General features: G+C 69.4%; 22 protein-coding genes and 1 pseudogene. 7 read left to right on the top strand and 16 right to left on the bottom strand.

From position 1 onward, the window contains the following. Positions 1 to 88 precede the first annotated feature (88 nt). The gene (locus tag AB0I89_RS27560; protein ID WP_357132713.1) at positions 89 to 700 is read right to left on the bottom strand and encodes a GNAT family N-acetyltransferase; all 612 of its coding nucleotides are present in this window, start codon (positions 698 to 700) and stop codon (positions 89 to 91) included. 66 nt (positions 701 to 766) lie between these two features. Here AB0I89_RS27560 and AB0I89_RS27555 point away from each other — a divergent pair, with 66 nt between their 5' ends. Beyond that, positions 767 to 1,651 (top strand): transglutaminase domain-containing protein, encoded by an 885-nt coding sequence (locus AB0I89_RS27555; RefSeq protein WP_357132711.1) that lies wholly within the window; start codon positions 767 to 769, stop codon positions 1,649 to 1,651. Here AB0I89_RS27555 and AB0I89_RS27550 read toward each other — a convergent pair. From AB0I89_RS27550 to AB0I89_RS27530, 5 genes are all read right to left on the bottom strand, one after another. Next, the gene (locus tag AB0I89_RS27550; RefSeq protein WP_357132709.1) at positions 1,638 to 2,591 is read right to left on the bottom strand and encodes a redoxin family protein; all 954 of its coding nucleotides are present in this window, start codon (positions 2,589 to 2,591) and stop codon (positions 1,638 to 1,640) included. The genes AB0I89_RS27555 and AB0I89_RS27550 overlap by 14 nt on opposite strands. Further along, entirely contained in the window at positions 2,592 to 3,818 is a 1,227-nt protein-coding gene (locus tag AB0I89_RS27545) for an epoxide hydrolase family protein (RefSeq protein WP_357132707.1), read from the bottom strand. A gap of 388 nt (positions 3,819 to 4,206) precedes the next feature. Further along, the gene (locus AB0I89_RS27540) at positions 4,207 to 4,875 is read right to left on the bottom strand and encodes a haloacid dehalogenase-like hydrolase (RefSeq protein WP_357132704.1); all 669 of its coding nucleotides are present in this window, start codon (positions 4,873 to 4,875) and stop codon (positions 4,207 to 4,209) included. A 1-nt stretch (position 4,876) separates the two neighbouring features. Next, a complete protein-coding gene (locus AB0I89_RS27535) occupies positions 4,877 to 5,278 on the bottom strand; it encodes a hypothetical protein (RefSeq protein WP_357132702.1) in 402 nt (133 codons plus the stop codon). Positions 5,279 to 5,469: 191 nt separating this feature from the next. Continuing rightward, a complete protein-coding gene (locus tag AB0I89_RS27530) occupies positions 5,470 to 5,916 on the bottom strand; it encodes a DUF3592 domain-containing protein (protein ID WP_357132700.1) in 447 nt (148 codons plus the stop codon). 330 nt (positions 5,917 to 6,246) lie between these two features. On the opposite strand from AB0I89_RS27530, the gene AB0I89_RS27525 reads away from it, so the two are divergent. Continuing rightward, a complete protein-coding gene (locus AB0I89_RS27525; RefSeq protein WP_357132698.1) occupies positions 6,247 to 7,086 on the top strand; it encodes an expansin EXLX1 family cellulose-binding protein in 840 nt (279 codons plus the stop codon). A gap of 285 nt (positions 7,087 to 7,371) precedes the next feature. Here the strand turns inward: AB0I89_RS27525 and AB0I89_RS27520 are convergent, their stop codons facing one another. Further along, positions 7,372 to 7,545 carry a hypothetical protein gene (locus tag AB0I89_RS27520; RefSeq protein WP_357132695.1) on the bottom strand — a complete coding sequence of 58 codons (174 nt, stop codon included), beginning with the start codon at positions 7,543 to 7,545 and terminating at the stop codon, positions 7,372 to 7,374. Between the two features lie 236 nt (positions 7,546 to 7,781). Here AB0I89_RS27520 and AB0I89_RS27515 point away from each other — a divergent pair, with 236 nt between their 5' ends. Next, positions 7,782 to 10,577, top strand: a complete 2,796-nt coding sequence (locus AB0I89_RS27515) for a TIM-barrel domain-containing protein (RefSeq protein ID WP_357132692.1) — start codon at positions 7,782 to 7,784, stop codon at positions 10,575 to 10,577. Positions 10,578 to 10,681: 104 nt separating this feature from the next. Here the strand turns inward: AB0I89_RS27515 and AB0I89_RS27510 are convergent, their stop codons facing one another. Next, positions 10,682 to 11,137, bottom strand: a complete 456-nt coding sequence (locus AB0I89_RS27510; protein WP_357132689.1) for a hypothetical protein — start codon at positions 11,135 to 11,137, stop codon at positions 10,682 to 10,684. Between the two features lie 172 nt (positions 11,138 to 11,309). On the opposite strand from AB0I89_RS27510, the gene AB0I89_RS27505 reads away from it, so the two are divergent. Next, complete coding sequence (locus AB0I89_RS27505) at positions 11,310 to 11,666, top strand: hypothetical protein (RefSeq protein WP_357132686.1); 357 nt, start codon at positions 11,310 to 11,312, stop codon at positions 11,664 to 11,666. A gap of 128 nt (positions 11,667 to 11,794) precedes the next feature. Here the strand turns inward: AB0I89_RS27505 and AB0I89_RS27500 are convergent, their stop codons facing one another. Continuing rightward, positions 11,795 to 12,397 (bottom strand): hypothetical protein, encoded by a 603-nt coding sequence (locus AB0I89_RS27500; RefSeq protein ID WP_357132683.1) that lies wholly within the window; start codon positions 12,395 to 12,397, stop codon positions 11,795 to 11,797. Between the two features lie 105 nt (positions 12,398 to 12,502). Beyond that, the gene (locus AB0I89_RS27495) at positions 12,503 to 13,555 is read right to left on the bottom strand and encodes a zinc-binding dehydrogenase (RefSeq protein WP_357132680.1); all 1,053 of its coding nucleotides are present in this window, start codon (positions 13,553 to 13,555) and stop codon (positions 12,503 to 12,505) included. A gap of 68 nt (positions 13,556 to 13,623) precedes the next feature. Between AB0I89_RS27495 and AB0I89_RS27490 the strand changes: the two genes are divergently transcribed. Continuing rightward, the gene (locus AB0I89_RS27490; RefSeq protein WP_357132677.1) at positions 13,624 to 14,418 is read left to right on the top strand and encodes a helix-turn-helix transcriptional regulator; all 795 of its coding nucleotides are present in this window, start codon (positions 13,624 to 13,626) and stop codon (positions 14,416 to 14,418) included. A gap of 29 nt (positions 14,419 to 14,447) precedes the next feature. On the opposite strand, the gene AB0I89_RS27485 is transcribed toward AB0I89_RS27490, so the two are convergent. Both AB0I89_RS27485 and AB0I89_RS27480 read right to left on the bottom strand, forming a co-directional pair. Beyond that, on the bottom strand, positions 14,448 to 14,723 hold the full coding sequence (locus tag AB0I89_RS27485) for a hypothetical protein (RefSeq protein WP_357132674.1): 276 nt from the start codon (positions 14,721 to 14,723) through the stop codon (positions 14,448 to 14,450). Then, the gene (locus AB0I89_RS27480; protein ID WP_357132671.1) at positions 14,720 to 14,896 is read right to left on the bottom strand and encodes a hypothetical protein; all 177 of its coding nucleotides are present in this window, start codon (positions 14,894 to 14,896) and stop codon (positions 14,720 to 14,722) included. The genes AB0I89_RS27485 and AB0I89_RS27480 overlap by 4 nt, the downstream gene beginning before the upstream one ends. Positions 14,897 to 14,901: 5 nt before the next feature. Here AB0I89_RS27480 and AB0I89_RS27475 point away from each other — a divergent pair. After that, positions 14,902 to 15,015: pseudogene (locus AB0I89_RS27475) on the top strand (DUF397 domain-containing protein); the annotation flags it as partial. On the opposite strand, the gene AB0I89_RS27470 reads toward AB0I89_RS27475, so the two are convergent. From AB0I89_RS27470 to AB0I89_RS27455, 4 genes are all read right to left on the bottom strand, one after another. Then, the gene (locus tag AB0I89_RS27470; protein WP_357132668.1) at positions 14,994 to 15,674 is read right to left on the bottom strand and encodes a hypothetical protein; all 681 of its coding nucleotides are present in this window, start codon (positions 15,672 to 15,674) and stop codon (positions 14,994 to 14,996) included. The pseudogene AB0I89_RS27475 and the gene AB0I89_RS27470 overlap by 22 nt on opposite strands. Before the next feature lie 41 nt (positions 15,675 to 15,715). After that, positions 15,716 to 16,390, bottom strand: a complete 675-nt coding sequence (locus AB0I89_RS27465; RefSeq protein WP_357132665.1) for a hypothetical protein — start codon at positions 16,388 to 16,390, stop codon at positions 15,716 to 15,718. Positions 16,391 to 16,615: 225 nt separating this feature from the next. After that, entirely contained in the window at positions 16,616 to 17,173 is a 558-nt protein-coding gene (locus AB0I89_RS27460; protein ID WP_357132662.1) for an HNH endonuclease, read from the bottom strand. Between the two features lie 162 nt (positions 17,174 to 17,335). Continuing rightward, positions 17,336 to 17,737 (bottom strand): hypothetical protein, encoded by a 402-nt coding sequence (locus tag AB0I89_RS27455; RefSeq protein WP_357132659.1) that lies wholly within the window; start codon positions 17,735 to 17,737, stop codon positions 17,336 to 17,338. Positions 17,738 to 18,163: 426 nt separating this feature from the next. Here AB0I89_RS27455 and AB0I89_RS27450 point away from each other — a divergent pair, with 426 nt between their 5' ends. Next, positions 18,164 to 18,355: a hypothetical protein gene (locus AB0I89_RS27450; RefSeq protein WP_357132656.1), complete on the top strand. Its 192-nt coding sequence runs from the start codon at positions 18,164 to 18,166 to the stop codon at positions 18,353 to 18,355. Positions 18,356 to 18,382: the final 27 nt, after the last annotated feature.

Genomic DNA, 18,382 nt, shown 5'->3' with positions numbered 1-18,382 from the left:
CTAGGCGGCGGGTCAGGTGGTCCACCCGACATCCGGTGCCCGCATCGGTCGGGCCGCGGTCCGGGGTTGAACCGCCAACCGGGACGTCTCAGCGGGGCGGCTGCTGCATGATCCAGGTGGGCACCGGCTCCGACAGGGAGCCCACCACCTCCCAGCCGGCCCGGCGGTACAGGTCGACGTTGCCCGGGTTGCTGGTCTCCAGGATCGCCGGCAGTCCGTCGGCGGCGGCACGAGCCAGCCCAGCCCGCATGACGGCGCGGCCCCAACCGCGTCCGGCGCTGTCGGGGTGGGTGCCCAGGACACCGAGATACCAGAACGGGTACGTCGGCAGTGCGGCGTGCACGGTGTGGTCGTAGCCCTGCACCCGGGCCAGCACGTCGGCCGGGTAGGAACCTTCCTTCGGCGACCCGTGCACGGCTGCCGGCCCGGCAGTCCGCACGTCGGCCGGCCCGGCAGTCGGTTGCTCGGCCGGCGGCTCCCAGATGGCGACGGACGCACCGCCACCTGTCGTCCAGATCGACGACAGGTGCACCCGCTTGTCGAAGAGGTCCCCGAAGAAGGTGGCGGCGTGGCGCGGGTAGGTCTCCTCGTCGGGGAACAGGAACCGCAGGATGGGATCCCTGACGAACGCGGCGACCAGTGAACCGACCACCGCATCGCGGTCGGCTGGGGTGGCGATGGTGATCTCGGGCGCTGTCACAGCAGTCGACACTAGCCGGGAAAAGCGCCTTGACCCTGACACGGTGGCAGGACGAAGACTCGCCTCATGGACGTCGACAGCTACCGACAGCACTCCCCGTACAGCGACCCGGGCCGGCATGCCGCACTGCTCGACGCCGTGCCCGCCGACATCGCCACCGTGGCGGCGACCGCCCGCAACCTGATAGTTCACTACCGCGCCGGCGGCGTCGAGTTGCCCGGCGACCGGCTGGAGGAGGTGAACAGCCGCTGGGTGGAGCGCATTCTCGACACCGACCAGTCCCGCTTCGCCCTGCCCCTGCGCACCGAGCGCCCGGCCGTCGACCGGGTGGCCGGCTGCTGCCGGGACCACACGCTGCTCTCGGTCGCGCTGCTGCGTCAACACGGCGTCCCGAGCCGCAGCCGGGTCGGCTTCGCCTCCTATTTCACGCCCGACTGGCACCACGATCACGTGCTGGTGGAGTACTGGAACGGCCACCGCTGGGTCTGGGCCGACCCGGAGGCCGACCCGGCCGGCGACCGGCGGTTCGACGGCTACGACATCGATCCGACGGCGGGGCTCTTCGACTCGGCGGCGCGGGTCTGGTCGGCGTACCGGGCCGGAACGATCGATCCCGACGTCTACGGCGTGGCCCCCGACCTGCCGGTCCACGGCGCCTGGTTCATCTACGACTATCTCCTGCACGAGCTGGCCCATCGGCAGAAGGACGAGCTGCTGCTGTGGGACAGCTTCGGCGCGATGACCGACGACCTCGCCGACGCCGACCTCACGCTCGCCGACGAGATCGCCGCGCTGCTGCTCAAGGCCGACGACGGCGACGAGGCCGCGGAGAAGGCGCTCGCCGACCGGTACGCCACCGACAGCCGTCTGCGTCCCGGCGCTCAGGTGCGCAGCTTCTCACCGGTCTCCGGCACGGTGAGCACTGTCGATCTGCGCGTCAGCCGAAGGTGAAGGCGTACGCCTCGGCGCCGGGTTCGCCGAACGTGACCTCCAGGGTCCGTTCCCGGACCGCGCCGTCCTGGCGGACGAGCTGGTAGAGGCGGCCGTCCGCCAGCACGCCGGTGCCGGCCTCGTCGACGTCGACGCCGTGGGACGGGCCGGGGGCCTCGCCGTCGAGGAGCACCCGGAACGGGACCGGCCGTCCCGTTCCGGGGGCCAGCACGAGATGCGCGTCGCGGGCGTGGAACCGGACGGCGATGCTGGCGTCGGCTCGACCGACCGCGACGTTCTCCGACCCGATCGTCCACTCGCCCGACAGGGCCCACTGGTTGAGTGCCAGGCTCTCGGGGAGGTCGTAGGCGCGGCGTTCGTCGAGCGCGGGGCCGTTCGGCGACGCGAAGTGTTCGCCGCGACTGAACCCGAGGTACGTCTCGGGCGTCCGCAGGCTGTCCCAGTCGGCCGCCGCCTCCGGGCCGGTCCCGGCGACGGGTACGAGGTCCCGCTCGACACCGAGCAGACGCTGGATGGTCCGCTCGGACTGCTCGTAGCGGCCCTCACCGAAGTGCTCGTCGCTGAGCACGCCGTCGGTGTCGACGAAGTAGAGCGCCGGCCAGTACTGGTTGGCGAACGCGCGCCAGATCGCGTAGTCGCTGTCGACCGCGACCGGGTAGTCGATGTCGCGCGCCGCCACCGCGGCGCGTACCCAATCCACCTGATGCTCGAAGCCGAACTCCGGCGTGTGCACCCCGACGACGACCAGGCCGTCGTTGCGGTACGCCCGCGACCAGGCCCGCACGTACGGCTCCTGGCGCAGCCAGTTGATGCAGGTCAGCGTCCAGAAGTTCACGAGTACGACGCGTCCGCGCAGCTCGGCGGGGCCGAGCGGCTCGGAGTTGAGCCACTCGACCGCCCCGCCGAGCGGCGGCAGGTGCACCCGACCGAACGCGGCCATCTACCGCAGCGACCGGAAGGCGGTCCGCAGCTCCTCGGAGAAGATCTTCGGCTGCTCCCAGGCCGCGAAGTGCCCACCGACGTCGAGCTTGTTGTAGTAGATGAGGTTCGGGTACGCCTGCTCCGCCCAGCTCTGCGGGGCCTCGTACAGCTCGTCGGGGAAGACGCTCACCGCGACGGGGACGTTGACGCCCTTGGTGGCGAAGAACGAGAGCTTGTTCTCCGCGTAGAGGCGGGACGCGGAGACCGCGGTGTTCGTCAACCAGTAGAGCGAGATGTTGTCCAGGATGTCGTCGCGGGTCAGGCCCGCCTGGGCGCCCTCGAAGACCTTCGCGATCAGGGCGAGGCTCTTCGCGTCGTGGTCGAGCAGGAACGACGCCAGGCCCACCGGGGAGTCCGCCAGGGCGGTCAGCGTCTGCGGGCGCGTCGCCATCATCAGGGCGTACGCGACGTGTTTCCAGACGTAGTCCAACTCGGTGGTCGCGCGCATCTCGTCGTCGGACAGGCCCGAGGGCAGCGACCCCATGGCGTTGTTCGCTCCGGTGGTGTCGCCCTGGAACAGCAGGTCGATCTCGGGCGGGACCGCGCCGGGCATGTTGGTGTGGATCCCGAGCAGCTCCGGCGGGGCCTGCACGCCCATCTGGTCCACGACGACCGCTCCCCAGTCGCCGCCCTGGGCGACGAACCGGTCGTACCCGAGGCGCTTCATCAGCTCGGTCCAGGCGGTGGCGATCTTCTGCGGGTTCCAGCCCGTCGCGGTGGGCTTGCCCGAGAAGCCGTGGCCGGGCAGGGACGGGATCACCAGGTGGAAGGCGTCCGACGCGCTCGCGCCGTGGGCCGTCGGGTCGGTCAACGGCTCGATGATCTTCATCTGCTCGATCACCGACCCGGGCCACCCGTGCGTGACGATGAGCGGGAGCGCGTCCTCGTGCTTCGAGCGCACGTGGATGAAGTGGATGTCCACCCCGTCGATGGTGGTCATGAACTGCGGTACGGCATTCAGCCGTGACTCGACCTTGCGCCAGTCGTACTCGTTTTCCCAGTAACGCGCGACGGCCTGGATGGTCGCGAGTGGCACGCCCTGCGACTGGTCGTCGACGATTTCCTTTTCCGGCCAACGGGTGGCGGCGATCCGCCGTTTCAGGTCGTCGAGGTCCGCCTGGGGAATTTCCACCGTGAATGGCCGGATCTCCGTGGTGCCGGGCCGCGCCTTCGTCTTGACCGCCATGCTCTCGTCCTCTCTGTCACCAGTTCGCGCCTCGCGAGGGGAATCATGGGGTGAGGGCACTACCCGGATGTGTGCGCCAATTCGAGAAAGGCACGCCGCCCCCTGTCTCGGAGCCTAGAACGCGGCACCTCGCGGTCGTGGCGATACGAGCAGTCACGCGGTCGGCGGAGCTTTCCTAGCGGGTGTCAAAGTCCTCGGTCGAGCCGAGGGCCTTGACCCACGCCCTGGGTCCGGTTTCATAAGGCGGTCGGGCCGAGGCGGAGTCCGGGCGGCGATCCGGCAAGGCGCGGTGGCGTCCGGATACCGGTGTTGTATCCGGACACCACCGCAACGCCGCTGGGCGTCGTCCGGGCCCGCCGCAGGCCGACCAGTTCTTATGGAACAGGACCTAGCTGCCCGTCCAGGTCACGGTGGTCAGCCGGGCACCGAGCAGCCGCCGCGCCCGGGAGACCTGACGGGCGCTCGCGTTGACCAGCACCGCCTGCTCCGCGGCGGCGAGAATGGGAAGATCCGACAGCGAGTCGGTGTAGGCCACCCGCCAGGGTGGCGTCACCCTGCGGGCGGCCAGTTGCACCATCTTCGTCGGGCCGTAGTTGTGCACGATCAGCTTCGGGCCACGGATGTGCGACGCCACCAGGTCGACCTCGGCGAGGCCGATGGCGTCGAGCAACGCGCGTGCCAGGGTGTGCTCACACGCAGTCACCACGACGACGCGGTCACCCGCCGCGAGGTGGGCACGGATCATCCGCAGACCCGGTGCGATGAGCCGACCTGGCTCGGCGCCGAGGTCGGCGCCGAAACGCCCCAGCTCGGCCTGCAACCGATCCGCGTTCCGGCCGCACAGGCCGATCCGACTCATCCATTGCGCCGCCCGCACGCGGTAGGCGGGAACGGCGATCATGGGCGCGAGGAGGACGAGCAGACCGACGGCCAGCGGCAGCCGGGCACCCGTGAAGACGACGCGACGCATGAAGAGCCCGAACGCGTCCCCGCGCAGCAGCACGCCGTCGAGATCGAAGACGACGGTCGGGGTCGTTTCCTCGCGGTCCTGCCCCATCTCAGATGGCGTTGGACGGTCGAGCTGGCCTGGTGCCGACAACGGCGCTGGCGATCAGGAGCACCGTCGCCGGCAGGAACGCGGCACCGATGCCCAGCCCGAGCAGCAGACCCCACCCGCCGATGACCAGCGCGGCCACCAGGTCGACGACGCCGGCCAGCCGGCCGAATCGCTGCGCAAGAACCGGCAGCACCGCGGCGACGACCGGAACGCCGAGCAGGTAGCTGGCGGCAGAACCGGAGTCGTCCACGGTGAAGGGCGTCAGCGCGGCGGCCACCAGCACGGTGATCGCCAGGGCCGACCACCGCAGCACCCGCCGGGCGTCGACCGGCTTGCGGACCACGACACCGACACCGACGACCAGTACGCCCACGACCGCGCCGACCGTCACCAGATCGATCATCCCCGTACCTCCCTCAACGACACGGTACGGACGCGGAGCAACACGGAGGGCCATGATCCACTCGTGTTCCGTGAAATCGGCCTATCCCAGGCCCCCGGACACCCCAACGTCAGCGAAGTCGAGTAGATCTACGGCGAGCGACGGACCGCGGGCCTGCCGAGGCGCACCAGCGCCGCGCGGCTGCCGGATCCTCAGGGCATGCCCGCGTACCGGAGTGGGAGCGGAGGTCGCGGCCGACGCCAGACGACGTACGCCAGGATGGCGGCGACGGCCAGGAGCACCACACCGATGAGGGCGATGAACCATGCCGATCGGTCGCCGACCTCCTGCACCCCGAAGCAGGGATCACTCTCGGCGTAGTGGACGCGGATGCGATCGCCGGTGGTCACGGTCCGGTTCGCCTTGACCGCCACCCGAAAGTGCGCGTCACACGTCTCGCCGCGGCTGGTCGTGAATTGAATCGCGACGAGTGTTCGCGCACCGCGATGCTCGACCTCGCGCACCACGGCCGACGCCTCCGATGCCCGATCGTCCGCCACGATCGACCCGATCACCAGGCCTGTGAGCGTCATCGCGAAGATGAGGTAGAACGCAGAGAACACCCGCAGGAAGGTCCGACTCGGGCGTCGACGGTTCATGGCCGGGACTCTAGAAGGGGTCCGCAAGGCGCCAGTTGCCGCGAGCGGCCGGGTGAATCTCGCGCGGGCAGGCTTGATCCACTCGTCTTCCGTGAAACCGGCCTATCCCAGGCCCCCGGACACCCCAACGTCAGCGAAGTCGAGTGGATCTACGGCGAGCCCGCGACGGACTGCGCGCCCGTCGATCCGGCGCGTGACGGAATGCTTACCGGCTTTGCGCTGGCCGCGGATCATGCGGCAACATCAGGCGGCGTGACGGCACCAGGCACGGAACCCGCAAGCGACAGCCCGGCCAGAACACCCCGGTCGAGTCGGCGGGTCCGACGCTGGATGGCCGGCACTGGAATCGCCGCTCTGGCCGCCGCCCTCGGCGTCACCCTCGCCGTACGCGGCGGCGCCGCCCCGGCCTGCGCCGCGCCGCCCAGCGGCGGCACCGTCCACAGGGGAACAGCCAGCTTCTACGACGGGGGCCGCTCGGGCGGCACCTGTTCCTTCCCGGGCCCGCCGGCCGACCGGCTCTACGCGGCTGTCGGCTCGTCGCAGTACGCCAACGCGGCCGCCTGCGGCAGCTACCTGGACGTCACCGGCCCGAAGGGCACGGTCCGGGTGCTCGTCATGGACCAGTGCGCCGGCTGCGGAAGCAGCAAGATCGACCTGTCCGAGGAGGCGTTCGCCCGGATCGCCGACCGCTCGCAGGGCATCGCCTCCGTGGCGTACCGGGCGGTGGTCGATCCGCCGCTCGACGGCGGTCTCACCTTCCGGATCAAGGGCGGGGCGTCGCAGTGGTGGTTCGCGGTCCAGGTCGGCAACCACGGCAACCCGCTGCGCTCGGTCGAGGCCAAGGGCCCGACCGGCGGCTTCCGCAAGACGACCCGCCAGGCCGACAACTACTGGACCGTCGACGACGGAATCGGTCCCGGCCCGTACACGATCCGGGTCACCGACGTGTACGGCCACCAGAGCACCGCCACCGGCATCCGCATGACGCCGAGGAAGGTCCAACGCACCACGGCGTCCCTCGTCGCCGCCGCGCCCAGCGCCTCCCCAACGCCCGCGTCGCCCTCGCCGTCACCCTCCACCTCGCCGACGCCAACGGCGGAGTCAGCCGCCCCCACGACGACGGTCGAGGCCCTGGCAGGCGCAGCTCCGCTGGCCGCCGCCCGCTGCTGACCCCGCGCCCCGCTGCGGCTCTCGGCGCGGGTGCGACCTGCGCGCGGGTACGGCCGGCGCGCGAGTGCGACCTGCGCGCGAGTGCGACCTGCGCGCGAGTGCGACCTGCGCGAGTGTGGCCTGCGCGCGAGTGTGGCCGTCGTGCGCCTGCCACCTGCGTGCGGCGCTCGGCGTGCGCGTGCGCCTGCGGCGTGATCGACTCCAGATCGCCGAAGTGGCGGCATCCGGGCGGCGTGACACCCCCACGTCGCCGACCTGGAGTGGATCATGCCCACCGATGGCGCGTCAGGTGCTGATGGCGCCCAGCACGGCGGCGGTGTTGCCACGGGCGGCACGCTCGCCGGCGGCCACCACCTCTTCCGGGGTGGCGCCACGGGCCATCGCCTTGGCCATGGCCTCCTGACGCCGTTGCTCGATCTGCTCGTTACGCCTCTGCTTCAACCGGTTCCAGAAAGACATGCGTCAGACCATCCCCGCGGTCCGGCGACGGCAAACCGATCAGAAGGCGTGCCGTCGGGCGAGCGGACGGCCGTAGGCAGGCCGCCCGCACATCGCCCGCACGTCGCGTACCGGCCGCCCGCACATCGCGCCGGAAAGAGAGAAGAGACACCCGCTGCCGCCCGTTGACATGCGTTTCAGGCGAGTGACAGCGTTGTCATCGACTCATTTCCTCCATATGAGACGAGGAGCGCATCTTGCTCTATCGGAACTCACCCCGCCGCCGGGCGACAGCAGCCGCCGCGGTCGGCATTCTCGTCACGGGCCTGGCGCTCGCCCCCTCCGCGCCCGCCCAGGCCAAACCTCACGGCGCGCAGGACGACGCCGTACGGTCGGGCAACGCACGGTTCGAAGTGCTCTCCCCGACCCTGATCCGCACCGAGTACCAGAAGGACGGCCGGTTCACCGACGCCGCCACGTTCAACGCCATCGGGCGCGACGACTTCGCCCGTACGCGTTTCACCAAGCGCGTCGAGCACGGCTGGCTCACCATCGACACCGGCGCGATGACGCTGCGCTACCAGGTCGGCTCGGGCGCGTTCACCGCCGACAACCTGACCGTGCGGCTCAAGACCGGCAAGCAGACCGTGCAGGGCCAGCCCTGGGCCGGCCACACCGCGCCGGCCTGCGCGTTCGGCGCGCTCTGCGAGGCCGAGTCGCTGCAACTCAACGGTCCCGGCGTAGCCACCGACCACCGGGGATACACCGGACGCGGCTTCGCGGCGGGCTTCTCCGCGTCCGGCGACTCGGTGACGTTCGCGCTCGACGCGCCGGAGGGCGGCACCAGGCAGCTCGCCGTCCGCTACGCCAACAGCACCGGCGGCGACGGCCAGAACGTGGACCGCACCCTGACCGTGCAGGTCGACGGCGACGCCGGCCGCACGCTGACCCTGCCGCCGACCGCGAACTGGGACACCTGGGGCCTGGCCACCGTGCCGGTCGACCTCACCCCCGGCCGGCACGAGATCAGCGTCGTGCGGGGTCCCAACGACTCCGGCAACGTGAACATCGACAGCCTCGCGGTGGTCAACCCGGGCGACCCGTTCCCCGCGCCGGCCACGCCCCAGCCGCAGCCTCTACCCTTCGGCACCCTGGGAGAGGCCGAGACCGGCGCGCTCGCCGGCGGCGCGCGGCCTGCGAACGACCACAACGGCGCTTCGGGTACGGGTTTCCTGGCCGGCCTGGAGAACACCAGCGCCGCCGTGGCGCTCACCGTGACGGACGTACCCGCCGCCGGTGACTACCAGGTGCAGATCCGCTACGCCAACGGCCAGGCCGGCGCCCAGCCGAGCCAGACGCGCACCATGTCGGTGACGCCGGGGACGGCGGCACCGGTCACGGCGACCCTGCCGCCGACCAGCGGATGGGACTACTGGAACACGGTGGCCGTCCCGGTCCACCTGGACGGTGGCACCAACACCGTGACGCTGGGCTGCCCCACCGACGCCAGCTGCAACATCAACGTCGACACGGTCGCCGTCACGGGCAAGGACTCCCCGCTGCTCGCCCCGCACGCGCCGCTCGGCGGCTACCGCCGGGGGCTGGACGGCGTGACCGGCTCCGCGCTCACCGCACCGGGCCTGCTCTACCAGGACGGCTGGTACCTGCTCGACGACTCGGCCTCGGCCCTGCGCACCACCAAGCCCCGGCCCGCTCCCGAGCAGGACGGCTACGTCTTCGCGTACGGGCAGGACTTCACCCGTGCCCTGGCGGACCTGTCGACCCTGACCGGCCCCACGAAGCTGCTGCCCAAGTGGGCGTACGGGGTTTGGTACTCCGAGTACTACGACCGCACCGCCGCCGAGTTCCAGGCACTGGTGGACCGGGCCAGGGCTGAGGGCGTACCCATGGATGTTCTTGTCCTTGACACCGACATCAAGGCGCCGGACAAGTGGAACGGCTGGAGCATCGACCCCACCCGCATTCCCGACCCGAAGGCGTTCTTCGACTGGGCGAAGAAGCAGGGCCTGCACACCGGCATCAACATCCACCCGAGCATCCTCGGCTCGGACCCGAAGTTCGCCCAGGCGCAGGCCACCGCGAAGGGCAAGCTCCAGCGCGTCGGCTGCAACGGCGGCCCGGACTGCTACACGTTCGACTTCGGCGACCCGGACCAGCTCAAGGCGTATATGCAGCTGCACGACGGGATGGTGCCGAAGGGCAGCAAGGGCCCGGACCTGTGGTGGCTGGACTGGTGCTGCGACAACACCACGTCGTCGCTCGCCGGCGTGACCGGTGACGCGTGGATCAACCAGCAGTACGCCGACAAGACCGGCTTCGCGTTCTCCCGGGCGTACGGGTCGTTGCAGGCCGGCGGCTACAGCAGCCCGACCCCGGTGGCGACCGGACCGTGGGCCGACAAGCGCACCACGCTGCACTTCACCGGCGACACCACCAGCGACTGGTCGACCCTGCAGATGGAGGTCGGCTACACGCCGGGCGAGTCGGCCGCGACCGGGCTGGCCGCCGTCAGCCACGACATCGGTGGGCACACCGGTGGCCTGCGGGAGCCGGGCAGCGAACCGGGCAGCACCAAGCTGCCCGACGACCTGTACGCCCGGTGGGTGCAGTTCGGCACGTTCCAGCCCATCGACCGGCTGCACTCCAACCACAGCGACCGGCTGCCCTGGCAGTACGGCCCGGCCGCCAACGCGTCGGCCAAGAAGTTCCTGAACCTGCGCAAGGAACTGCAGCCGTACACCTACGCCGCCGCCAAGGAGGCAACCCGCACGGGTACGCCCATCGTCCGCTCGATGTACCTGGCGTACCCGAACGAGCAGGCCGCGTACGCCACCGCCGGCTCGCAGTACCTCTACGGCCCGGACTACCTGGTGGCACCGGTGACGACGCCGGGCGACACCGCCACCACGTCGGTGTGGTTCCCGCCGGGCAACACCTGGACGGACATCTTCACCGGCAAGACGTACCGGGGCGGCACCACGCAGAACATCACCACCACCCTGGACACCATGCCGGTGTTCAAGAAGCACTGACGTTTCAGGGATTTGGACGGCCGGGCGGGGGCAACCCCGCCCGGCCGGTTCGTCTTCTGGGCCGGGCTCGGCGTCGGCGTGACCTGGCGTACCCAGCTCGTCCCTCAACGGCCCCGCTGACGGTGGTCCGCCAGCTCGGCGAAGGGCAGGGGGCAGCAGGTGCTTGCGGCGCAGGTGACCAGGTCGTCACAGCCGGCCGAGATGGCGTCCCGCAACGTGTCGCGGATGACCGTCAGGTCGGCCAACCTCTGCTCGATCTCCACAAGCTTCTCCCTGGCACGCACCTGGAGGCCGGTGTCGGATCGGCCCCGGTGCTGGTGTCTGCCGGCGTCGAGCAGGTCGGGGTCCGGCCGGGAGAAGCCGAAGGTCAAGAACGCGCAGCAGGACGACTCTCGGGCCGTCAGGTCCCGCGCCAACTCCTCGACCCGGGCGGCACCGTCGAGGCGCAACCGCAGATGCCGCGCCGACAGTCGGTCGACGCCTCGTACCTCGGTGGTGAAGAACCGATCGAACTCGGCGAGCCGCAGCGGCCGTTCGGGCCGTCGGGAGGGTGCAGGCATCCGGCACCCAGGCCTCGTCCGCCGTGACGTGGCGATCGCTCATAACCTCGACGGTAAGCCTGTACCCGGGTACCAGATGCAAGCCCAACGGCACTGCCCCACCGTCATCCCCGCGGCACGGGACGGTGAGCCGACCCCGCCCACCCGGTGCTCGCCCCCTTACCATCCCTCAGTGATCTCGAATGCCTTCGATACGCGCGGTGGGCTCACCTACGTCGACCGCCTCGACTTCACCCGAGGCAGCCCGCTCAGGGCTGTCCGCCGGATGGCCTGGCCAACGGTCAAGCTGCACGTTGACGACAGCACATTGACCCTGTCGTCACGTACCAGCTCGGACACCTTGCGGCACGTCCAGGTGGAGGCACTGCCGCACCGACCTCTGCACGGACGGTTTCCGCTGCCGGCGACCGCCGTCTCCTTCCAGGTCGAGGGACGCGACCAGGTTCTGCTCTTCTGGACTCCGCGCGTTGGCGCGGTCCTGCGTAAACTCGCCGATCTCGGCTGGGACGCCGAAGACCCTGGGTCCTGAGCCTCACCCCGTGGTGCAGTCGGGACGATCAGCCAGAGGTAGCAGCTCTGCTGCGCCTCAGCGGTCCGGTCAGATAGCCGGACACCTGACAACATGCCTCGCCAATGCTTTCCGGTCTCGGCTGGGAACTACGCTAGGACCAGCGCGATCACCAGGGCAGGCAGCATCAGGAGGGGCGCCGCAAGGCGGACGAGCTGCCACGCCCAGACGTTGCGGGGTGAACCGTGCTTCACGCGGCCGCTCGCGAGCCACATAGTCAAGAGCGCCAACCAGCCGGCCCACGTCCCGCAGTGAATCCCGACCACGAGGGCGTCTCCGTTCGGCACCCCGACCACGAGGTCTCTCATCCACGGCTCGTGGCCAGTCTTGTACGTGACGTCCGAGAGCAACAGACCTGGAACAACCAGCCCCACAGCTGGGAGCAAAAGAACGTAGAAGAGCCGTCGACGCGGCCGAAACGCGAGCGCAAGCACGGCCACGACAACGACAGCAGTCGCCCGCACACCCCAGCCGATCGTGACCATAGGGAGCCGGCCGCAGCCGGAGGCCTGGCAAGCCAGCTCGGCGAACCACGGAACGAAGCGTTGCCGGAAGTCGATCGCCGAGCCGAGCACAAACGTCGCCCCGGCCCAGACGGCGCACAGCATGACGACGGCCGCGAGACAGCCGACGTTGCCTCGCCACGTCGGCGTAGCCACCTCGCTGGGCGTCGCGTCGCGGTCGCTGGTCATAACGGCGGCGAACGTACACGTCGTGGTCAACCCCGGATGCCGGCACCCGGGGTTGACCTGCGCCGCCCTGCCGACAGGCACGTCCAGGTGCCGGCCCTCAGACGGTCAGGGGACGAGGGCTACGAAGCTGAGGCCCGTGGTGTGCTCCGCCAGGTCGAGGGCGGCCGCCGGGTCGTCCAGGCCGACCGTCCGCATCTCGATCGCGGAGAGGTCCAGCAGTCCGGAGCGGACCAGGTTCCACACGTTGGTCACGGTCTCGTCGTTGCTCATCCAGGAGCCGCGCAGGGTGAGCCTGCGGCGCATCAGGTCGCCGTACCCGATGGTGAGGTCTTGGCGTACGCCGCCGATGAGCACAAGAGTGCCGCGCCCCCGCAAGCTGTCGTAGGCGGCCATGGTCGCGTCCGCCGTTGGCGTAGCGCCGAGGGCGTCGAGGGCGATGTCGACCGGGCCGATACCCACCGCATCCGTCGTACGGTCGCCGGTCAGCCGGTGGATACGCATGCGGGGGTCGAGCTCGGCCAGCCGGTCGAGCGCCCCCTTGTTGCGGCCCACCGCTGTCACCGTCGCGGCGCCCTCAGCGAGCGCCATCAGCACCGCCGCGCCGCCGAGTTGGCCCGTCGCACCGATCACCGCGACGTCGCGGCCGGTCAGCGGACCCGCCGCGTGCAGGCCCGTGGCGGCGATGCAGAGCCACGGCACAAACGACAGACGGGCCGGGTCCGGGTAGTTCTCCGCGCCGGGCAGCTTGACGAGCGTTTCCTTGGCGCACAGCGCCGTTTCCGCGAAGACACCGTCGCGCCACACCGTACGCATGCGATCCGTCCGCTCGCTGCCGGCCCCGGAACCGCCAAGGCCGACCCAGCCCACCAGGATCTCGTCTCCGCCGCCCGCGTCGAGCAGCGCCGTGTCCAGCACGACGTCGCCCGGGGCGACGTGGAACACGTCGGGCGCAACGTCAGTCACCCGGCCGACGCAGGAGGGACCCAGGATGAGCGGCACGGGCAGGCCGCCGCGGTTGCCCTTCACCACCATTTTCGTGTACGCCGGCAGGTGCGCGGCGAGCACCTCCACGAGCACGCCACCGCCCTGAAGGGTCGGCGAGGCAACATCGGAAAGCTGTACGTCGTCGTCTTCTGAAGCAACAGTCCAAGCACGCATGGGACAAGCCTGACGACTCGTTAGAGTGGTATCCAGAGCCGCTTTATTCTGGTATTGGAGGTCCCAGGGTGAGCAAGGAGCTGGGCACGTTCCTTCGCAGCCGGCGCGAGCGGATAGCCCCAGCCGATGCGGGTCTGCCGGTCACGCGGCGCCGCCGCACACCAGGGTTACGCCGGGAGGAACTGGCCCTGCTGGCCGGTATCAGTGCCACCTGGCTCACCTATCTCGAGCAGGGCCGCGATGTCCGCCCCTCCGGCCAGGTGCTCGACGCCCTCGCCCGAGCGCTGCGGTTGACCGACGCCGAGCAGGAACACCTGCACCACCTCGCCGGCGCAGGAGCCGCGCCGGAGCAGGACGTCTCCGAGGAGGCGACACCCGAGATCGCCGGTGTTCCGGCGTTGCTCGGCAACAACCCCGCGTACGTCACCGGCATCTGCTACGACGTACTCGCGACCAACCACGCCGCAGCGGAGCTGTTCCAGGGCGTGGGGCCGGGTGGCAACGTCGTACGCTGGGTATTCACCGAGCCCGCCGCCCGCCAGGTGCTGGTCGACTGGGAACAGGAGGCGCGCAGCATCCTGGCCCGGCTGCGGGCGATCGCCGGACAGCATCCCGGTCACCCGCGGGTAACCCGGCTCGTGGCCGAACTCACCGAGATCAGCCCCGAGGTACGCCAGTGGTGGCCGCAGTACGACATCCAGTTCAGCCACGCGGGCCGCAAACGCCTCCGGCATCCCCGACTGGGTGTGATCGCCGTATCGCACGCCGCGTTCCACGTCGCCGAGCGACCCGAACAGACGCTGGTGGTCTACCACCTGCCGGACAGCACCGACCTCTCTGCGAAAGCGACAGTTCCCGCGTGAGCCGTCATGTGTAGGCCGCCGACAGGACTTCAAGCCCGACCGGACCGGCGAGGCCGCCGGGCCTGGGACAACCACCCGAGGAACCTGGCGTGCATCGCCGGCAGGTTCGGGCGCAACCCCAGGCCGTACGCGTCGTCGACCGCATCGTGCATCGACGCGGCCAGGTAGAACGCCAAGGCGACGGAGTGGCCGTAGAACTCGGCCGCGAGAGTGAGCTGGGCCGGGCCGCACGGCCAGGGTGCGGCGCAGTTGCGGCACAGCCGCCTCGGACGCATCGGCAGGTGCGGGCGGGGGCGGGCGTTCATCCGATCCGCACCGTGCCTCGCCGATGTCCGGCCGGCAGGGCCTGCGCCCACCCGCCCGCCCGTCGCACGTACAACTCGCGCCGCGCGACCGCGTCGCCCGCCGCGTTGAGCTGGTAACCCTCGATCCAGACCCACCCGTCGTACGTGTGCCGCTCGGGCAACTCGCGGATCACGCATAAATCTGCCTGGCATCGTCGGCGTACGGGACAGCAAAGACCCTGCTGGTCCGGCACTGACCTTCGGTCCGTCGGCTTGGCGGGCGTTCGTCACTCAGGTCGCCGCGCGTCCGTAACCCGCGACCGTTTCAGGTCGCGCGATGCCGACGGATGTGGGCGCCGCATCGGCCGCCGTCTCAAGGTGCCGTGCGACCGTCAGCAGGTTGAAAGCCCGGTAGTAGGCGCGCGAGTCATCGCGCCACGTCTCAGGTCCCATCCGCTGCCGTAGCGCTTCGACGATTGCGCTCAACATTTCTCGTTGGGCGGGAAGCAGTGCGCCGCCGGCTTCCAGGGACGCGGTGACGCAGGCGGCCAGCTCCAAGGTGGTCGAATCCGGCTCTGCCAGCAGCGCAGGTGCCTCATGACGTTGCCAGTACCGCACGGCGTGCAGGGCAGCCGGTCCGGGGGCGCCGTACCAACAGCGAGGAGAGCCGTTCGGGTTCGGCTCAGTCGGACGAAGGCTCCGCTGGCCCCGGTGCTTGGCGAGCTTCCGTTCGGCGGTGTAGTCGCGGAGATCGGCATGCCAGCCCGCACGGCTCGCCACGAGAGCGTCCAACGCGCGCAGCAACGCGGCCTCGTCGCGGTGAAACGGTCCAGCGATCTCCTCGAGAAAACTCAGCGTGGCGTGGAAGCCGATCGGTCGGTACAACTGCACGCACGACCTCAACGCGCCAACCCGGTGCCGGTACGGCAGCGCAGCGTCGCGCACGCGGCGGGCGTAGGTGCCGAAGCTCACCCCGGGACGCTACCGCCCTCACGTCGAATACGCCGACATCACTACTTCCGACCAGGTGCTCTTCTAGTTTCGTCGACGTTGTTGTTAAACCTGTCCCGGAGTCGGGTTCCAAACTTTTCATCGCCGTCGTAGGACAAATGGGCCGTCCCAGTCATTTGCATCGAGGCCAATTCCACGAAGGCGGATGTTCCGATCTTGGCCTTCTCGCGCAAGCCGACCCTACGGCCGAGGTCTCCGCTGGCGGCAGCCTCACCTTGCGACCGCGACGGCTCGATATCGTGCTGCGCCGACGGTCGGTGATATTTGTCGTGGACGAGTTGTGGAGAGTGCAGTTTATAGAACGCTTCAATCTTCTGGAACGTTGGCCCACTCGTCGGGTAATCACGCACGTTGACGCGAAGGTACCACATCATGTTGAATGCATGATCAGCATTCCGTGGAGGCGTTCCCGCATCCATCTTTCCCACTAGCCTACCCAGATCATTCCGTTGATATTCTTGCAGCCCTGGATCCGAACCCCTCTTGACCGCGTCCTTCAACTCTTTCAGGGCTTTCCGGTACTCACGCGATTTGATGGGCGGGGCCGAGAATCGGATGGCCGCGCCCATCTCGACGGGACGATAGAACGTGCTGGGGTTCGAAACAAAATCAGAAGGCCCGTTGTACGAGTCGGCATTTGACATGTATTCAAGGCCGACAGTTCCCGAGTTGTTCATCAGCGCTGGCCCTCCCGGAGACTACCGATGCAGATGCCTGTCGGCACTCCAACGGGACGAGCGGCGTTATGGTTCACCGGCCGGGCGACCTTTTTCCCTGGAGCGTTGAGCTCAGAGCCTCGATCACGGCCCTGAGCTGGTGGGCGACGGACGAGTCGACCCTGTACGCCGGTTTATGAACGCGAAACGTGCCCTGAGCAGGCGCTTCGTTCGCCTGACACCTCGTTAGGGCGTGGCCAGGGCGTCCGAGTCGATGGCCGGACGATCGCGCAATCCCGGGGGAAGGGCCGGCCAGGACTCGTCGCCCAGCAGCCCTCGCACCCGCGCCGCGGCGCGCTCATCACCCTTGGTGGCCGCCGCGATCAGCCTCTCAATCTCGATAAAACGCACGTAGGCATCACGCATCAGCTTGGCCTTGAAGGGAGGGTTAGGGAAACCGGCGCTTGCCCCAAATGCCCCATCGGTATAGAACTGCCACCAACTATTCTTCCGCACACCATCGCGAACATAGGAGATCGCCGACTGCCTGCACGAGAACTCCGGCATGATGTCGTGGCATTGCCGGCACAGTGGCACCAAGTTGTACGGCTCATTTGATCCACCGAGCGCCCAGTCGTGCAGATGCGCTCTCTCCAGCCATCCACCTGCCGAACCCCATACCGCAGCAAGGCTCCCCTGCGTGTCGTCAACGGGTGCTAGCCAGCTGCACCTGAAGCAGAACGGCTCACCCCAACCGATGTAGGTGGCGTAGAGATCAGGGAAGACGACCTCGTATCGCGACATCCAGTACTCCGCTACCCGGTAAAGGCTGGGCATCACTCCGCGACTCTGCCCCATCCAGTCCTCCCCATGTGCGTCCATCGCCCGGCGGGAGGTTAGCCCACGCCTACGACGAAATTCGGCCAGCGAACATCCTGTGGCAGTGGCCGGCGGGAGCGCGCCTGCTCACAATCCGTTACCGAACAGAGTGTCGATCGCGTTTCGGGTGCGTTCCTCGCTGACCGGCATCAGGTGCGTGTAGACCCGGAGGGTGAACCCGGGATCAGCGTGGCCGAGGTACGACGCGAGCGCCTTGATGCTCTCCCCTGCGTCGAGCAGCGACGAGGCGTAGCGCGTGCATGCCGCTGGCCCGGGTCGGCGTGATGCTGGCCGACACCACGGCGGGGCGCCAACTCTTGTTGTCGAAGGTGCGCCGGTTGATCGCACCTCGCCGGGTGCTGGTAAACAGAAGCGGCCGCTGACCCGCTCGTCGTCGGCTGGGTTCTCCCACGGCAGGGTGAACGTCACCGGCTCGCAGTCCTTGATGTGCTGCCGCAGCACCTGGGCGACGGAGTCCGGCAGCGGCACCCGGCGGTCCCGGTCGTTCTTGGGTAGGCCGAGGACGAGCCGGGAGCGGCCGCTTGACCTGATGTGAGACGTGTACCCATCCCGCGTCGAGGTCGATGTCGTCGACACCGAGCCCCAGAATCTCGCCCCGCCGCAGCCCGCAGCCGGCGCCCAGGTCAACCATCGCGCGATACCGCTGGACAAGGCCACCGCGGATTGCCGAAACCTCGTCGTACGTCCACGGCACCACCCGGCGCTGCACCGGTCGCGGAGGCTTGACCGACTTTGCCGAACACGGATTCTTGACGATCCGCTCGTCGTCGACGGCCGCACCAAGGATGGCCCGCAGGTGGGCGAAGACCACGGCCCGGGTCGCCGGGGCCAGCTTGCCGACCATGTTCGCGTCCCACTCACGGATGTGGCCCGGCAGAGTCCTACGGTCACAGCATGGACGACCCGATCGAGCTGCGTCTCGACCTCGCCACCGCCGAGGACCTTCGCATCGCGCTCTACGACCTGGGCGAGCATCAGGCCGCAGGCAGACCGATCCCCTCCATGGACGCCGAGACCAGCAGACGGCTCGGCGCCCTCCTGCGAGACCTGGACATCCGGTTGGGCGGCACCGGGAGATTCGCGTAGCCGGTTTGCCAGCGAGCGGTACGGAAG

Source organism: Micromonospora sp. NPDC049801, assembly GCF_040656575.1.
In the GTDB taxonomy this organism is placed as follows: Bacteria; Actinomycetota; Actinomycetes; order Mycobacteriales; family Micromonosporaceae; genus Micromonospora.
The sequence above is the reverse complement of the archived record's forward strand: the minus strand, read 5'-3'. Positions and strand labels throughout refer to the sequence as shown.

Coding starts and splice junctions, on each gene's coding strand:
- AB0I89_RS27460 (WP_357132662.1), bottom strand. CDS start 17,173: ATGTCGCGATACGAGGTCGTCTTCCCTGATCTCTACGCCACCTACATC.
- AB0I89_RS27530 (WP_357132700.1), bottom strand. CDS start 5,916: ATGAACCGTCGACGCCCGAGTCGGACCTTCCTGCGGGTGTTCTCTGCG.
- AB0I89_RS27495 (WP_357132680.1), bottom strand. CDS start 13,555: ATGCGTGCTTGGACTGTTGCTTCAGAAGACGACGACGTACAGCTTTCC.
- AB0I89_RS27535 (WP_357132702.1), bottom strand. CDS start 5,278: ATGATCGATCTGGTGACGGTCGGCGCGGTCGTGGGCGTACTGGTCGTC.
- AB0I89_RS27500 (WP_357132683.1), bottom strand. CDS start 12,397: ATGACCAGCGACCGCGACGCGACGCCCAGCGAGGTGGCTACGCCGACG.
- AB0I89_RS27510 (WP_357132689.1), bottom strand. CDS start 11,137: ATGCCTGCACCCTCCCGACGGCCCGAACGGCCGCTGCGGCTCGCCGAG.
- AB0I89_RS27485 (WP_357132674.1), bottom strand. CDS start 14,723: ATGAACGCCCGCCCCCGCCCGCACCTGCCGATGCGTCCGAGGCGGCTG.
- AB0I89_RS27450 (WP_357132656.1), top strand. CDS start 18,164: ATGGACGACCCGATCGAGCTGCGTCTCGACCTCGCCACCGCCGAGGAC.
- AB0I89_RS27545 (WP_357132707.1), bottom strand. CDS start 3,818: ATGGCGGTCAAGACGAAGGCGCGGCCCGGCACCACGGAGATCCGGCCA.
- AB0I89_RS27520 (WP_357132695.1), bottom strand. CDS start 7,545: ATGTCTTTCTGGAACCGGTTGAAGCAGAGGCGTAACGAGCAGATCGAG.
- AB0I89_RS27540 (WP_357132704.1), bottom strand. CDS start 4,875: ATGGGGCAGGACCGCGAGGAAACGACCCCGACCGTCGTCTTCGATCTC.
- AB0I89_RS27555 (WP_357132711.1), top strand. CDS start 767: ATGGACGTCGACAGCTACCGACAGCACTCCCCGTACAGCGACCCGGGC.
- AB0I89_RS27550 (WP_357132709.1), bottom strand. CDS start 2,591: ATGGCCGCGTTCGGTCGGGTGCACCTGCCGCCGCTCGGCGGGGCGGTC.
- AB0I89_RS27525 (WP_357132698.1), top strand. CDS start 6,247: ATGGCCGGCACTGGAATCGCCGCTCTGGCCGCCGCCCTCGGCGTCACC.
- AB0I89_RS27465 (WP_357132665.1), bottom strand. CDS start 16,390: ATGAACAACTCGGGAACTGTCGGCCTTGAATACATGTCAAATGCCGAC.